15 protein-coding genes and 1 riboswitch are annotated in these 14,742 nt (G+C 34.4%); of the genes, 2 read left to right on the top strand and 13 right to left on the bottom strand.

The window, feature by feature from the left end; genetic code table 11:
* Positions 1–9: 9 nt before the first annotated feature.
* From thiC to LPB88_RS01685, 6 genes are all read right to left on the bottom strand, one after another.
* Complete coding sequence (thiC, locus tag LPB88_RS01660) at positions 10–1,833, bottom strand: phosphomethylpyrimidine synthase ThiC (protein ID WP_230712071.1); 1,824 nt, start codon at positions 1,831–1,833, stop codon at positions 10–12.
* A gap of 302 nt (positions 1,834–2,135) precedes the next feature.
* On the bottom strand, positions 2,136–2,342 hold the full coding sequence (gene thiS / locus LPB88_RS01665) for a sulfur carrier protein ThiS (protein WP_230712072.1): 207 nt from the start codon (positions 2,340–2,342) through the stop codon (positions 2,136–2,138).
* A 65-nt stretch (positions 2,343–2,407) separates the two neighbouring features.
* Positions 2,408–2,505, bottom strand: a riboswitch (TPP riboswitch).
* An 89-nt stretch (positions 2,506–2,594) separates the two neighbouring features.
* On the bottom strand, positions 2,595–3,155 hold the full coding sequence (locus LPB88_RS01670; protein WP_230712073.1) for a DNA-3-methyladenine glycosylase I: 561 nt from the start codon (positions 3,153–3,155) through the stop codon (positions 2,595–2,597).
* A gap of 70 nt (positions 3,156–3,225) precedes the next feature.
* Complete coding sequence (locus LPB88_RS01675) at positions 3,226–3,666, bottom strand: lipocalin family protein (protein ID WP_230712074.1); 441 nt, start codon at positions 3,664–3,666, stop codon at positions 3,226–3,228.
* 262 nt (positions 3,667–3,928) lie between these two features.
* Positions 3,929–4,588 (bottom strand): hypothetical protein, encoded by a 660-nt coding sequence (locus tag LPB88_RS01680; RefSeq protein WP_230712075.1) that lies wholly within the window; start codon positions 4,586–4,588, stop codon positions 3,929–3,931.
* A 15-nt stretch (positions 4,589–4,603) separates the two neighbouring features.
* Positions 4,604–5,272: a queuosine precursor transporter gene (locus LPB88_RS01685; RefSeq protein ID WP_230712076.1), complete on the bottom strand. Its 669-nt coding sequence runs from the start codon at positions 5,270–5,272 to the stop codon at positions 4,604–4,606.
* A gap of 204 nt (positions 5,273–5,476) precedes the next feature.
* Here LPB88_RS01685 and LPB88_RS01690 point away from each other — a divergent pair, with 204 nt between their 5' ends.
* Positions 5,477–7,564 (top strand): M3 family metallopeptidase, encoded by a 2,088-nt coding sequence (locus LPB88_RS01690; RefSeq protein ID WP_230712077.1) that lies wholly within the window; start codon positions 5,477–5,479, stop codon positions 7,562–7,564.
* A 72-nt stretch (positions 7,565–7,636) separates the two neighbouring features.
* Here the strand turns inward: LPB88_RS01690 and tsf are convergent, their stop codons facing one another.
* The 6 genes from tsf to LPB88_RS01720 form a co-directional block, all read right to left on the bottom strand.
* Positions 7,637–8,599 carry a translation elongation factor Ts gene (gene tsf, locus LPB88_RS01695; protein ID WP_230712078.1) on the bottom strand — a complete coding sequence of 321 codons (963 nt, stop codon included), beginning with the start codon at positions 8,597–8,599 and terminating at the stop codon, positions 7,637–7,639.
* Between the two features lie 136 nt (positions 8,600–8,735).
* Positions 8,736–9,533: a 30S ribosomal protein S2 gene (rpsB, locus tag LPB88_RS01700; RefSeq protein WP_230712079.1), complete on the bottom strand. Its 798-nt coding sequence runs from the start codon at positions 9,531–9,533 to the stop codon at positions 8,736–8,738.
* Positions 9,534–9,706: 173 nt separating this feature from the next.
* Positions 9,707–10,093 (bottom strand): 30S ribosomal protein S9, encoded by a 387-nt coding sequence (gene rpsI, locus LPB88_RS01705; RefSeq protein WP_007808909.1) that lies wholly within the window; start codon positions 10,091–10,093, stop codon positions 9,707–9,709.
* Entirely contained in the window at positions 10,093–10,548 is a 456-nt protein-coding gene (rplM, locus tag LPB88_RS01710; RefSeq protein ID WP_160375569.1) for a 50S ribosomal protein L13, read from the bottom strand. The genes rpsI and rplM overlap by 1 nt, the downstream gene beginning before the upstream one ends.
* 193 nt (positions 10,549–10,741) lie before the next feature.
* The gene (locus tag LPB88_RS01715; protein ID WP_230712080.1) at positions 10,742–11,554 is read right to left on the bottom strand and encodes a ferritin-like domain-containing protein; all 813 of its coding nucleotides are present in this window, start codon (positions 11,552–11,554) and stop codon (positions 10,742–10,744) included.
* Positions 11,555–11,580: 26 nt separating this feature from the next.
* Complete coding sequence (locus tag LPB88_RS01720) at positions 11,581–12,330, bottom strand: ferritin-like domain-containing protein (RefSeq protein WP_230712081.1); 750 nt, start codon at positions 12,328–12,330, stop codon at positions 11,581–11,583.
* Between the two features lie 193 nt (positions 12,331–12,523).
* Here LPB88_RS01720 and LPB88_RS01725 point away from each other — a divergent pair, with 193 nt between their 5' ends.
* On the top strand, positions 12,524–13,549 hold the full coding sequence (locus LPB88_RS01725; RefSeq protein WP_230712082.1) for a LacI family DNA-binding transcriptional regulator: 1,026 nt from the start codon (positions 12,524–12,526) through the stop codon (positions 13,547–13,549).
* 42 nt (positions 13,550–13,591) lie between these two features.
* Here the strand turns inward: LPB88_RS01725 and LPB88_RS01730 are convergent, their stop codons facing one another.
* Complete coding sequence (locus LPB88_RS01730; protein ID WP_230712083.1) at positions 13,592–14,704, bottom strand: hypothetical protein; 1,113 nt, start codon at positions 14,702–14,704, stop codon at positions 13,592–13,594.
* Between the last annotated feature and the right edge of the window lie 38 nt (positions 14,705–14,742).

Raw genomic sequence — 14,742 nt, forward strand, 5'->3', positions numbered from 1 at the left:
TTTGCTCTCTTAAATATAAATTTCTTTCCCTTGCTCAATAAACTCTTCTGACTTTTCCTGCATACCTTTTTCGGCTGCTGCGACATCTCTAATTTCCTGAGATATTTTCATTGAGCAGAATTTAGGTCCGCACATCGAACAGAAATGCGCAACTTTTGCACCATCGGCAGGAAGGGTTTCATCGTGAAATTCTCTTGCAGTGTCCGGATCTAATGATAAATTGAACTGATCTTCCCAGCGGAATTCAAAACGGGCTTTACTCAAGGCATTATCACGATATTGCGCGCCTGGATGACCTTTGGCTAAATCAGCAGCATGAGCCGATATTTTATAAGTGATCACACCATCTTTAACGTCTTTCTTATTAGGTAAACCAAGGTGTTCTTTTGGTGTTACATAACATAACATTGCGCAGCCATACCAACCAATCATTGCGGCTCCAATTGCCGATGTGATATGGTCATAACCCGGTGCAATATCTGTTGTTAATGGTCCAAGTGTGTAAAAAGGAGCTTCACTGCAATGTTCTAATTGTTTGTCCATATTCTCTTTGATCATGTGCATTGGTACGTGACCCGGACCTTCTATGAAAACCTGAACATCGTGTTTCCATGCAATTTTAGTCAGTTCACCTAAAGTTTCTAATTCGGCAAATTGAGCTGCGTCGTTTGCATCAGCAATGGAACCTGGGCGCAAACCATCACCTAAAGAAAATGCTACATCATATTGTTTCATGATTTCGCAGATCTCTTCGAAATGTGTGTATAAAAAGTTTTCTTTATGATGAAATAAACACCATTTTGCCATAATTGATCCGCCGCGAGAAACGATTCCGGTAACGCGATCAGCAGTTAAATGGATGTAACGCAGTAAAACTCCGGCGTGAATCGTGAAATACGAAACACCTTGTTCTGCTTGTTCGATTAAAGTGTCACGAAAGACTTCCCAAGTTAAATCTTCTGCGATTCCCTTTACTTTTTCTAAGGCTTGATAAATAGGAACTGTACCAATTGGAACCGGTGAATTACGAATAATCCATTCTCTGGTTTCGTGAATGTTTTTACCAGTTGATAAATCCATTATCGTGTCAGCGCCCCAGCGGCAAGCCCAAACAGCTTTTTCAACTTCTTCTTCAATACTTGAAGTTACAGCGCTGTTTCCGATGTTGGCATTTATTTTTACCAAAAAATTACGACCCACAATCATAGGTTCACTTTCGGGATGGTTGATATTGTTTGGGATTATGGCTCTTCCACAAGCTACTTCGCTTCGAACAAATTCAGGAGTGATTTTGCTTTTTGGTGTGTTAGCTCCAAAACTATGTCCGGCGTGTTGGCATTGCATTGCTTTGGTTTGTTCGTTCAAAAGCTCGATGCGTTGGTTTTCTCGGATAGCGATATATTCCATTTCCGGAGTTATAATGCCTTGTTTTGCGTAATATAATTGTGTTACGTTTGCGCCTTTTTTTGCTCTTTTAGGCTGATGTAAATATTCGAATCTAAGATGGTTTAGACTTTCATCTTTTAGACGGGTTTGTCCGTAATCAGAAGAGATTTCGTTTAGGATTTCGACATCATTTCGGTCTAGAATCCAATTTTCGCGTAAGCGAGGTAATCCTTTTCTAATGTCGATTTCGATGTTTGGATCTGTGTAAGCGCCAGATGTATCGTAAATAGTTATTGGTGGGTTTTTCTCGATTCCGCCATTAGAAAGTTTGGTATCGCTAAGGATTACTTCGCGCATGGCCACTTCGATTGGATGAATTTCTCCTTTTACATATATTTTTTTGGAGTTTGGAAAAGGGGTTCTGGAGATTTGTTCTTCTGTAGTCATAATGTTGTTTTTTGTAGTTTTTGTTTCAGGTTTCAAGTTTCAAGTTGATGTAGATTGTGTTCTTATATGCTGTTTTCTGTAGAGACGTACAGCAATTTGTTTAAGGGATGTATGTCAATTGGAATTTGGAATTTAATTTTTGGAATTTTTCTTTCTGCCAGGGATAGGAATGGAAAGCCCGTAAAGGAGAAAACCGTAAAAAATAAGGATTAGAAAAGCGACCAGCGGAAGCTTTACTAAGGCTATATTTTTGTGGTTTACGACTGCGGACTTGAAACGGATAGCCCGCCCGAGCAGCCATATTATCCTCCTTGTGTTGCTGAGATTATCAGAATTTCGTCGGTTTCTTGTACGAAATGTTGATTCCAGTTGGGTTTTGGAATTACGGTATTATTTACGGCAACGGCAATTCCGTTTTGTTTGTTGGGAATTTCGAGATCGAGCAATGCCTGAACGCTAAGTGTTACAGCATTGAATTTCTTGCTTTTTTGGTTGATTTTTAGTTCCATTCCTTCTTAGTTTAGTATGTAGTTATACTTTAGGAATGGCTACAATTGCGCATAAAAATGCGCGCAGAAGTCATCTTACTTTTCCCTACGCTAGTATGAACTAGATCAGGTTCAGAGGGTAAAATCTCAGCCTGCTTTTTAGCAGACACCCCTAAAGTGTGAAGCAAATATATGTATTTTTTGTTTGGAAGTTTAAAAAAGTTTCAAGTTTCAGGTTTGAAGTTGTTTCTGATAACTGAAAATTAAGACTGTTTATTTGGCTCTTGTCCAGCAATCTTCGGCGTGATCATTGACCATTCCGGTGGCTTGCATGTGTGCGTAAATTACTGTGGAACCAACAAATTTGAATCCTCTTTTTTTTAAATCTTTACTGATTTCGTCAGAAAGTGGAGTGGTGGCAGGTACATCTTTTGAGGTTTTTGGATTATTGATGATTGGTTTTTTATTGGTAAATTTCCAGATATAATCAGAGAAACTTCCAAATTCGTTTTGAATTTTAATAAAAGCTTGCGCGTTTGAAACTGCCGATTTTATTTTTAGTTTGTTGCGAATGATTCCAGTATTCTGCAATAATTCTTCGATTTTGTCTTCAGAATAGTTGGCAATTTTTTTATAATCGAAATAATCGAAAGCTGCTCTGAAATTTTCTCTTTTGTTTAAAATAGTAATCCAGCTTAATCCTGCCTGAAAAGTTTCAAGTATTAAAAATTCAAATATAGTAGGGTCGTCATAAACGGGAACGCCCCATTCTTCGTCATGATATTTTTTGTATAAATCACTGGCAGTGCACCAGCTGCATCTTGTTGGTTCCATTTTTTATTTCAAATGTATAAAAAAACCTCAAACTGTTAGGTTTGAGGTTTTAAATAATTGGGGGTTGAGATTATTTTCTTTCAAAAAGAGTAATCATGACAACACTATTAGATGCGTCAACTTTTTCAGTATATTTTACTTTTAAAGTAGATTTTGTTAATTCAAGAACCTCTACTGTATTTACTTCAGTATCTCCATCATAAGTAGTTGATAAAACTTTGTCTTTTAATGACCAGGTTCCTTTATCAGTTGATGAAGTACATTTATTGTCAAAGAATTCGTAAGAAAGATCTGTGAATTTTCCATCAGTAGTATACTCAATAATATCGTTGTCGCATTTACCATCATTTGGTATATTAACTAATATTTCTTGTCCGTTTAATACGCTTCCCATTTTCACAGGTGTCCATTTTCCTTCAATTGATCCTGAATTGTCATCGTCGCTATTACAAGACGTTACTGTGAATCCGAATGTCAATACTGACAAGAATAAAATGCTTAATTTTTTCATTTTGGTGGGTATTTGTTTGTTAAATTTTTTGCAAAACTAAAATGTTTTTTAATGATTTAACAAAGTATAGTAAGTTTTTTCATCTTTATTTTGCTTTTGTTTATAATATGTTGATTTTTAAAGGTATAATTTAGATGTTTTTAAAACTTGATATAAAAAAAATCTTGTTAAAGTTATATCGGATAAAATGTAAGATAATTTTGTAAAGATATGGAGTGATTTTTTGCGTGTAAAACTCGTTTTTGTAGTATTCTTTTATAAATTATTTTCCTATTTGCCAATGATATCCTTTTACAGATGGAATGTAAGCAGAATGACCAATTATTATCAGGTCATTATAGATTTTTTTGTTGTATTTAATTCCAATAGCTTGTCCTGAAGTGTACATTTTATTGGCAACAAATTTAACTTTCATTCTGGCGTCAGTAAATTTGGCATCAGAAACTTTTTCTATAAACCAGGTTGAATGCCATTTCACTGCAATCTCATCTTCGGCAGTTTTGGTAACACTTTTTACCAGTTTTACTGCCTCTTCCGGAATTTCAAAATTTTGAGTTAACTCTTTTTGTGTTAAGGTTTGTCCAACTTTACTTCGTGAGAGTATTTTGCGAATGTTTGCAAAATTCATTAGTTCGGTATTATTATCCTTTTCTATTTCTGTGGTATTGTTTGTTGTTTCCTTTTTTAAAGCATCTGCTTTTGCGAGAACTACATCTTTTTTGTCAGCGCTATTTTGATTGTTGATATTTGAATGCGCGATAATTTCTTTCGTAAGAGTTTCGGTATTAGTTGAGATGGCTTCAGAAACTGGTTTTAAAGTGTTAACGGGCTGTACTTTTTTAGGTTGTTTTTTTTCGTTGTTACCACAGCTAAAAAAACAATATGTTATAGAAAGAAGTATAATTATGGTAGTTTTTTTCATTGTGGCGCTTGTATCTTACTTTTTCTGAGAATGATCTGGATCGTTTTCAAGATATTTTTTAATCAAATGATGTCCGGCATAAATGAGCGGGGTCAATAAAACAGCAACGGAAAGTTTGAAAATATATCCTGTTAATCCTGAGGAAATAAAAGTGTCAAAGTCGATTTTTCCGGGTAACCAAAAGGCAATTCCGAGTACTATAAACGAATCAAATAACTGCGAAATTACTGTTGATCCAGTGGTTCTTAGCCATATTTTTCTTTCTCCGGTTCGTCTTTTGAAAAACCAAAATATCCAAACATCAATTAATTGTGATGCCATAAAAGCAATTAAACTCCCGACAATAATCCACATACTTTGCCCAAAAACAGCTTGAAATTGTTCGTCATTTACAGGACTTATTCCTTTTGCAGCCGGAATTACGATTGCCATAAATAATATTAAAAAGGCATAAGCAATCAAACATGCGGTTATAAAAGAGAGTTTTTTTACTCCTTTTTCTCCAAAATATTCATTTATTAAATCTGTTGTGAGAAATACAATCGGCCACGGTAAAATTCCGATACTCATTACAAATGGTCCAATTTGAATTAATTTTCCCCCTATAAGCTCTGCTACAACTGCGTTGGTTATAAAAATACCCGCTAAAATTACAAAAACGATTTCTTTTCTGGTTTTAAACATATTGATGTAATAAATGACATTTCAAATTTAAGTTATTTCTTTTGAAGTTAAAGAAGGGTTTTTCGAATTGTACGTTATGGTTTTAAAATATTTTGCAATGTTAAACTTCCTTTTGAATTCTAAATTTTTGGGTACTTTTGGGTAAATGAGAACTTGTTTTTCTTTTTTAATTAATTATACGAAAAAAATATACCAATTTATATCATGAGTGAGATTTTATTAACTGTTGATGAAAAAATAAATTCTAATAATCCTTTACTACAAAAATGGAGTGGTCCGTATGGCGGAGTTCCGGCTTTTGATGAATATAAGGTTTCAGATTTTAAACCTGCGGTAGAGATTGCTATTCAGGAAAATTTAGTTGAATTTGATGCTATTGCAAATAATCCAGAAGTGCCAACATTTGAAAATACAATTGTGGCACTGGAGAGTTCAGGGAAGAAGATTGCTCGAATTCATACGGCTTTTGGAATTTATAGCTCGAATATTTTTACGGCTGAATTTGGAGTTGTTGAAACGGAAATGTCGCCAAAAATATCTGAGTTGAATGATAAAATGTATCAGAATAAGAAGCTTTTTTCTCGAATTGAGAATTTATACAATTCAAAGGAAAAAGAGAAGCTGAACAATGAACAGCAACGTTTAATTTGGTTGTATTATACTGATTTTGTTCGCGAAGGTGCTGAATTAGATGAACTGAATAAAGAGAAAGTAGGAAAGATTAATCAGGAACTCGCAACGCTTTTTACGAGATTTAGCCAAAATTTACTGGCAGAAGAAAATAATCAGTTTATTGAACTGAAAGAAGAAAGCGATTTTGATGGTTTGCCTTTAGAAATAAAAAATGCTGCGACCGCTGAAGCAAAAAATCGTAAAATTGACGTTCTGGGATGTGTTGCTAATACTCGTTCTTCGATTGAGCCTTTTTTGACATTTTCTGATCGCAGGGATTTAAGAGAAAAAGCATTTCAAGTCTTTGTAAAACGCGGTGATAATGGTAATGAAAATGATACAAACGAAACGCTTATTACGATTTTGAAATTGCGAAGCCAAAAGGCTAAGTTGCTTGGTTTTCCTTCTTTTGCGCATTGGAGTTTGTCAAATAAAATGGCAAAAGATCCTGAGAAAACTTTAGAATTGATGCATTCTGTTTGGAAGCCTGCCGTTGAAAAAGTGCATGAGGATGTTGCCGAAATGCAGGAAATAGTAGATGCTGAAGGTGGTAATTTTAAAATTCAGCCTTGGGATTATCGCTATTATGCCGAGAAAGTGAGAAAAGCAAAATATAGTTTGGATCAAAATGAGATCAAGCAATACTTGCAGCTTGAGAATTTACGCGAAGGAATGTTTTGGGTTGCCGGAGAATTGTTTGATTTGACTTTTAAGAAAATTGCAAATGTTCCTGTGTATCATCAGGATGTGCGTGTTTGGGAAGTAAGTAATAAGGTGTCTGGTAAAACAATTGGATTGTGGTATTTTGATCCTTATGCAAGAACAGGAAAACGTTCTGGCGCATGGATGAGTTCTTATCGTGATCAACAAAAGTTAGAAAACGCACTCCCGATTGTTTCTAATAACTGTAATTTTATAAAAGGTAATGCAAATGAATCCGTTTTGATTTCATGGGACGATGCTACGACTTTATTTCATGAATTTGGACATGCTCTTCATGGTTTGTGTTCGAATGTTGCGTATCCTAGTTTGTCCGGAACTTCAGTAGCAAGAGATTATGTTGAGTTTCCTTCGCAGATTTTTGAGCATTGGCTGGCGACTCCTGAAGTGCTGAATAAGTTTGCTTTGCATTATAAAACAAATGAACCATTGCCACAATCAATGGTAGAGAAAATTGAAAAGGCTGCCAATTTTAATGAAGGTTTTGCAACTGTAGAGACTATATCGAGCTCTTTTGTAGATATGGAACTTCATTTAACAACTGAAACTATTGATCCTGATGAATTTGAAAGAGAGACTTTAAAGAAGTTGAACATGCCATCAGAAATTGTAATGCGTCATCGTATTCCGCAATTTGCGCATATTTTTTCGAGTGATGGATATGCCGCCGGGTATTATAGTTATTTATGGGCAGATGTAATCAATGCAGATGCTTATGAGGCTTTTACAGAAGCAAATGGACCTTATGATAAAGTGGTTGCAAAAAGATTACACGATACTGTTTTTAGTGTTGGAAATACGATTGATAACGAAAAAGGATATGAGAATTTTAGAGGAAGAGCCCCAAAGTCTGATGCTTTGATGCGTGCGAGAAATTTTCCTATTGTAGAAAAGAACTAAAGTTTAGAGCACAAAAATAAAAAAGCCCGAATAAATAAATATTCGGGCTTTTTATATTGAAATAATAATATATTAACCTAAAGTAACTCTTTTGAAACCTGTAATTTCAACGTTGAATCCTTTAACATAATCACCAACTTTTTTACTGTCATCTTTGATAAAGTTTTGATCTAACAAAGCTTTTTCTTGATCTAAAGTAGTGTTGTCAGAGATGAAACGTTGAACTTTTCCTGGAATAATTTTATCCCAAATTTGTTCTGGCTTACCTTCAGCTTTTAATTCAGCTTTAGCATCTTCTTCAGCTTGTTTTATAACTTCTTCAGTTAATTGAGAGAAAGAGATATATTTAGGAACATTTTTTAAAGTTTTTCCTAAACGTTTTGCCTCTTCATTTTCTTTTTCGATTATAGCAATACGAGCAGCAAGTTCAGAAGCAACGAAAGCTGGGTCAAAATCTTTGTAAGATAATGTATCAGCTCCCATAGAAGCAACTTGCATAGAAACGTCTTTAGTTAAAACGTCACCATTAGCAATTGGTGCAGAAATTGCAGTTAATGCAGCAATTTTGTTAACGTGAACATAAGATCCAACGAAAGCGCCTTCTAAAATTTCAAAACCACCGATTTCGATTTTTTCACCGATAACACCAGTTTGCTCGATTAATTTTTCAGCAACAGTAATTCCGTTGAAATCTGAAGCTAAGAATTCTTCTTTAGAAGAGAAGTTGATAGCTCTTTCAACTAATTCTTTAGCTAAAGTTACGAAAGCCTCATTTTTACCTACGAAATCTGTTTCGCAGTTTAAAGTGATGATAGCTCCTTTAGTTTTGTCAGCATTAACAAAAGATACAGCAGCTCCTTCAGAAGACTCACGGTCAGAACGGTTAGCAGCAACTTTTTGTCCTTTTTCTCTAAGGTTTTGTATAGCTTTATCGAAATCTCCATCAGCTTCAACTAAAGCTTTTTTACAGTCCATCATTCCGGCACCTGTAGTTTGTCTTAATTTATTTACGTCTGCAGCAGTAATTGTTGCCATAATATTTTGAATTTTAATGTTAAAAGTAAAAATTCCATCTTTTAAATTCTAAACTCCAATTTTATTAAATTATCAACATAACGTTTTTAATTTGTTTTTGGATTTTAGAATTTAAAATTTGGAATTTAAATTTGATTTATTCTTCAGTTGCAGGAGCAGCAGCTTCAGCAGCTGGTGCAGCCTCTACAGCAGGAGCAGCTTCAGCAGCAGCTTCTTCTGTAAATACTTCAGTTTCTTTGTCAGAACCTCTGTCAGAAAGACCGTCGATTACAGCAGCAGTAACTAAAGATAAAATTTTGTCAATTGATTTAGAAGCATCATCATTTGCAGGAATAACGTAATCAACCTCTCTTGGGTCAGAATTCGTATCAACCATTGCGAAAACTGGAATGTTTAATTTTTGTGCTTCTTTTATTGCGATATGTTCAGCTTTGATATCTACTACGAACAATGCTGCAGGTAGTCTAGACATATCAGCAATTGAACCTAAGTTTTTCTCTAATTTAGCACGTAGACGATCAACTTGCAAACGCTCTTTTTTAGATAACGTCATGAAAGTACCATCTTTCTTCATTTTATCAATAGAAGACATTTTTTTAACTGCCTTTCTGATAGTTACAAAGTTAGTTAGCATTCCACCAGGCCATCTTTCAGTGATGTAAGGCATGTTTGCAGCTTTTGCTTTTTCAGCAACGATGTCTTTTGCTTGTTTTTTGGTAGCTACGAATAAGATTTTTCTACCTGATGCAGCGATTTTTTTCAAAGCTTCATTAGCTTCTTCAATTTTTGCTGCAGTTTTATATAGATTGATAATGTGAATACCATTACGCTCCATATAAATGTAAGGGGCCATATTTGGGTCCCATTTTCTAGTCATGTGTCCAAAGTGAACACCTGCTTCTAGTAAGTCTTTTACTTCTATTTTGTTTGCCATTTTTGTACTAGTTTACGTTCTGTTGATTAGCAATGCATAAATGGCGGTTTCCCAGGCTTTATACATTTAGATGCTAAACTATTTCCTACCTCGATAGGAGAGCAACAACAACTGTGTTTTTTAATTTCAATAAATTGATAATGTCTTGTACCATTTGTACAAGACAGGTAATATTAACGTTTAGAGAATTGGAATCTCTTACGAGCTTTCTTCTGACCGAATTTCTTACGTTCAACCATTCTTGGATCTCTTGTTAATAAACCTTCTGGTTTAAGGATAGCTCTGTTTTCAGCATTTACTTCACACATAACGCGTGCTAATGCCATTCTTACAGCTTCTGCCTGACCAGTTGAACCACCTCCGTAAACGTTTACTTTTACATCAAAGTTGTTTACATTTTCTGTCATGGACATTGGTTGTAAAACTTTGTATTGTAAAGTTGCAGTTGGAAAGTAAGTTGCGAATTCTTTTTTGTTTACAGTGATTTTTCCTGTTCCTTCAGAAACATATACACGTGCAACAGCGGTTTTTCTTCTACCGATTTTGTGAATAACTCCCATTACTTAAGATCGTTTAGGTTAACAGTTCTAGGTTTTTGAGCTCCTTGTTTGTGCTCAGGTCCTACAACAACATTTAGATTTCTAAAAAGTTCAGCTCCTAATTTATTTTTAGGTAACATTCCTTTTACAGCTTTTTCTACTAATAATGCAGGGTTTTTAGATTGCAATACTTTAGCAGTTAAAGTTCTTTGTCCTCCTGGGTAACCTGTATGACGCATGTAAATTTTGTCATTCATTTTTGTACCTGTAAGGTTAATTTTTTCTGAGTTGATAACAATTACGTTATCTCCACAGTCAACGTGCGGTGTGTAACTTGGTTTGTACTTACCTCTTAAGATCATTGCAACCTTTGAAGCAAGACGACCTAAGTTATGACCCTCAGCATCTACAACAATCCACTCTTTAGTTACAGTGGCTTTGCTTGCTGAAATTGTCTTGTAGCTTAATGCGTCCATAATATTATTTTAATTAAACATTCCATCCCCAATAAAGGGGATGCAAAAGTACAATTAATTATTTTAAAACCAAATACCTGAAAAGAATATTTTATATGCTGAAAATCAAGGTATCAGTTTTATATTTAAAAGAATAAAAAAAAACCACCTTCACAATAACGCGAAGGCGGTTCAATATTTAGAATTGTTTTGGCTAAACAATGAATAAATTTGCAATATCTACAACTTGTTGTGTTGTAAGTGGCTCATCATAAGCTTCTGAACCTGCTGCGGCTCCAAATGCGGTCGCTGTATTGAATCCTGCCTGCATTGTTAATCCTTCGCCATTATAGACTGCTTGCGTTGCTGATGGCATTCCTGCGCCTCTTTCGTCGTTAGAAATCCAGCCTTTTAATCCGCGTAATCGTCGCACTTCTGAGGCATGTCGTGCTTCTACAGAGTGAATTTGTAATGCGGCAGTTAATAAATCCGGTGCCGAAATTAAATTTGCAGCCTGACCTTTGTAGGCTCTTACGCCTGTATCTTCAAAGGCTTGTGCCAATGCCAGAAAGGTTGGGTAATCTCCAAAAGGATCAAATGCGCCTCCAACAGTAAAGTCAAATGTAGGCTTTGGAACAAAATTAGCACTTGCTGGTCCGCCGAGTCCTGCAATTAAAAAATTAACGTGATCAGATTCATGTGCTGCTATTTGTTGAAAAACCTTTAAATCTCGTCCTCCATTTTCAGAAGCCGGAATTACTCCGGAATCTAATGCCATTGCATAAAATTCGTTTTCAAGGTACTCTAAAGTTAATGCAAATTGCAAAGCTCCAATTGGAGTTGCCGGCGTTGCAGTAATATCTTTTGCTAATGCTTTATTGGCGAAAGCGGATAATCCAAAAGGAATTGATGCCATTGCCAGTGTTTTTCCAATATTTCCAAACTGATTAAAACTGTCTCTTCTTGAACCAGTGCTTCTCATTAAGCTATCATCAGTAAATGTTTCTATAAATTTTAAAATATTCATAATTTCTAAGTTTTAGCTAGTTAGGATTAAGGTAAATATTTGGCAGTGAATTTTGTAGTAATGAAACCTCCGGCAATTGGTAAAATCTTAGAAGGATCTTTGGCAACATCTAAACCTGTAGAAGTGCTTATAATGTCATCACCTGCAAAATCGCTTGAATTAGGATTGATTAAACTTCTTATTGCTGAAGCATGTCTTGCTTCAACCGAAACAATTTTCCCTGCTAATAATAGATAGTCAGGACTTTTAATCAATTTTCCGGCTCCATTATAAGCGGCAACTCCGGTATCTTCTAATGCTTTTGCCGTTGCAAGTACCTCGTTACGGCTGTTAAAATTCATAGAACCATAGTTAAATGCTAAGGAGGGAAGCAATTGTGAGCTTGGGTCAGGAAGCGCTCCAGATAGTGCGGCTTTAAAAAAATCTCTGTGAATTACTTCGTGATGATACAAATCAGTTAGTACTTGGCGTTCTATATCGTTAAAAGTTGCATTAAAGTTTGATGCATTTACAACTTTAGTATAAAAATCAGCTTCTAATTGTTCTAAGGCATAAGCGTAAGTTAAAACTCCAAAATCACCGGATCCCAAATCAAACACACCATTTCTGATTCCTGGCAATGTGGTGTCTTCCATTGGAGTATCATTATCATCATTATTGCTGCAGCCCGCGATAACCAAACCTGCACTAACTAGTGTTAAGCCGCTGAGCTTAAGAAAGCTCCTTCTGTTATTCAATGAAGGGTCTACTTCATGAATTTTAACTTCGTTTTTCATAATCAAGGTCTTTTAAAAGGTTAATAACATATATTAAGGTATTAACGAGATTTTAAGAGATGCGGTTTTGGGAAATAGGACTTATTTGATTTTATTTTAAAAAGATCTTATAAATTCAAATACTGGTAGGTGATTTTTGTTTTATTTTAGGTAATTCTACTATATTTGTATTAATTACATAAAATATTTTTAAATGAAAGCTAAAGCAACTCTAAAACAAATTGCGAAAGAACTTGGTGTTTCTGTTTCGACTGTTTCTAAGGCGTTAAATGATAGTCCGGAAATTAGTGAGCAAACGAAGGTGAAGATTAAGGAGTATGCCAAACTCAAAAATTATAAACCTAACGTAATTGGTCTGAATTTAAAGAATCGTAAAACCAAAACGATTGGTGTAATTATACCTAATATATTAAATTCCTTTTTTGCGAAGGTATTTAGTGGTATCGAAAAAGTAGCCGATAAAAAAGGATATAATGTAATTACATGTATTTCTAATGAATCTTTAGAAAAAGAAATTCATACACTTGAAATGTTGAGCAACGGGACAATTGACGGATTTATTCTTTCCGTTTCTGAAGAAGCTCAAAAATTACAAGATTACAGCCATTTCTCTGCTATTATTAATGATGGAACACCAATTGTAATGTTTGATCGTATTGCTGATGAAGTAGAATGTGACAAAGTTGTAGTTGATGATTTTGATTCTGCTTTGAACTCAACGCAGCATTTAATTGATTTAGGATGTAAAAACATCGCCTTAATTTCTTCAGTAGATAATTTAAGTGTAGGAAAATTAAGAGCTGATGGCTATTTGAAAGCTTTGGCAGATAATAATATTCCGGTAAACGAAAAAATCATTCTTCGTACCGATTCTGAAGAAGATATGAAGAGCAAAATTGATGCCATTTTTGACAATAAGATTGATGCCATTTTTGCTTTGGATGAAAATGATTCAGTTGCAGCTTTAAGAGTAAGTTTGAAAAAAGGATATAAAGTTCCGGAAGATATCTCTATTATTGGTTTTGCTGATGGAATTCTAGCTTCAAGACGTTTGTCGCCAAGTTTGACAACTGTAAGTCAGCATGGAATTGAAATTGGAGAAGTTGCTGCAAGACAATTAATCAAGCGACTGGAAGAGTCTGAAGAAGAAACCTCAGATTATGAAACAATCGTTATCAAGACAAAATTGAAAGAACGAGAATCGACAAGAAAAAAATAACATTCATAAAAAAATCCATTCGCCGCGGCGAATGGATTTTTTTTATTGTAATGGATAAGGGAATTTTGGATTTTTATACTTTTTTAGTTTTTCAAAAGGAACTAAATAAGATTCTTCACAAGATCTTGCCGCTCTATAAAAAATTGGGGTGAATTCTATACCTTTTTCAGTGTAATTCCAAGATGGGAAATCCCAATATTCTTCATCAGTGTAATCACAAGGATCATCGTCGTCTTTTGGTTTTTCAAAATGGAATTCTGAATTAATTACCGCAAGCAATTTAGGAGCAAAATAAGTGCTTCTATAAGTTGAATAACTCGAAAAATCACTTTCTTTCTCTGTTGTTACACTTTTATCAAAAGCAAGAATATTGTCTATTTGATAGTTTTTTCCGTTATTTAAATCAATCAAAAAGCCACTGCTTCCAAAATCAGGATGAGCACCTCCGCAATAATATGAACTCGAAATCTCAAAGCCCAATAAATTAGTATTCAGGAAATTTATGGTCGAATTTCCTTCTATTCCTTTTCCTTCACTGTATTCAAATGATGAAGCGCAATTTAGTTGGTCTAATGTGTTCTGTATGTGAATTTTTTCCAGAATTGGGTTTATAACCGCTTTGTTTTTTTCTGAAAAGTTGCTTCCTAATCTAAAAAAATCAGAATCACAATGTTTTTCAGAATACCAAATAAATTCTTTGTTATTATAAATAGTTACTTTCTGTTTTTTAAACTCTAAAAATTTATATTTTACAAGATTTAGTTTATCATCAGCATAATACTTATCCAAATTAGATTTGTAATTTGAAAAGTCAATAGTCTGTAATTGAACTGGTAATTGTTTTCCAGATGCGTTGTACCAGGATCCTTCAAAAGAATTATTGGCAGCTTTGTTTAAATAGAATTTTTCCAGAATTGCATCATTTGGTTTAAAAAAGAAAGTGAAGCTATTCTTGTTCATCTTTCCTTCTAACTTAATGTCTTTTAGTGAATTTTGATAAAAATAAGTTGCACTTACATTTTCATCAGAATTAAAAACCTCGATTTTCATGTAAATTTTACTTTTCGCCAAAGTTCCTTCCAGATAATAAGTCCGATCCTGAGCAATTGCAATCATAGAATAGAAGGCAAAAAAGAACAAAGCATATTTTTTCATAAAACTATACAATCAATTAATTTAAAATCTGCAATCTA

This window comes from Flavobacterium sp. JAS (assembly GCF_020991455.1).
GTDB lineage: Bacteria > Bacteroidota > Bacteroidia > Flavobacteriales > Flavobacteriaceae > Flavobacterium.

Excerpts from the sequence above, each read along its gene's own strand:
- thiC (WP_230712071.1), bottom strand. The coding sequence starts at position 1,833 with ATGACTACAGAAGAACAAATCTCCAGAACCCCTTTTCCAAACTCCAAA.
- thiS (WP_230712072.1), bottom strand. The coding sequence starts at position 2,342 with ATGGAACTAAAAATCAACCAAAAAAGCAAGAAATTCAATGCTGTAACA.
- LPB88_RS01670 (WP_230712073.1), bottom strand. The coding sequence starts at position 3,155 with ATGGAACCAACAAGATGCAGCTGGTGCACTGCCAGTGATTTATACAAA.
- LPB88_RS01675 (WP_230712074.1), bottom strand. The coding sequence starts at position 3,666 with ATGAAAAAATTAAGCATTTTATTCTTGTCAGTATTGACATTCGGATTC.
- LPB88_RS01680 (WP_230712075.1), bottom strand. The coding sequence starts at position 4,588 with ATGAAAAAAACTACCATAATTATACTTCTTTCTATAACATATTGTTTT.
- LPB88_RS01685 (WP_230712076.1), bottom strand. The coding sequence starts at position 5,272 with ATGTTTAAAACCAGAAAAGAAATCGTTTTTGTAATTTTAGCGGGTATT.
- LPB88_RS01690 (WP_230712077.1), top strand. The coding sequence starts at position 5,477 with ATGAGTGAGATTTTATTAACTGTTGATGAAAAAATAAATTCTAATAAT.
- tsf (WP_230712078.1), bottom strand. The coding sequence starts at position 8,599 with ATGGCAACAATTACTGCTGCAGACGTAAATAAATTAAGACAAACTACA.
- rpsB (WP_230712079.1), bottom strand. The coding sequence starts at position 9,533 with ATGGCAAACAAAATAGAAGTAAAAGACTTACTAGAAGCAGGTGTTCAC.
- rpsI (WP_007808909.1), bottom strand. The coding sequence starts at position 10,093 with ATGGGAGTTATTCACAAAATCGGTAGAAGAAAAACCGCTGTTGCACGT.
- rplM (WP_160375569.1), bottom strand. The coding sequence starts at position 10,548 with ATGGACGCATTAAGCTACAAGACAATTTCAGCAAGCAAAGCCACTGTA.
- LPB88_RS01715 (WP_230712080.1), bottom strand. The coding sequence starts at position 11,554 with ATGAATATTTTAAAATTTATAGAAACATTTACTGATGATAGCTTAATG.
- LPB88_RS01720 (WP_230712081.1), bottom strand. The coding sequence starts at position 12,330 with ATGAAAAACGAAGTTAAAATTCATGAAGTAGACCCTTCATTGAATAAC.
- LPB88_RS01725 (WP_230712082.1), top strand. The coding sequence starts at position 12,524 with ATGAAAGCTAAAGCAACTCTAAAACAAATTGCGAAAGAACTTGGTGTT.
- LPB88_RS01730 (WP_230712083.1), bottom strand. The coding sequence starts at position 14,704 with ATGAAAAAATATGCTTTGTTCTTTTTTGCCTTCTATTCTATGATTGCA.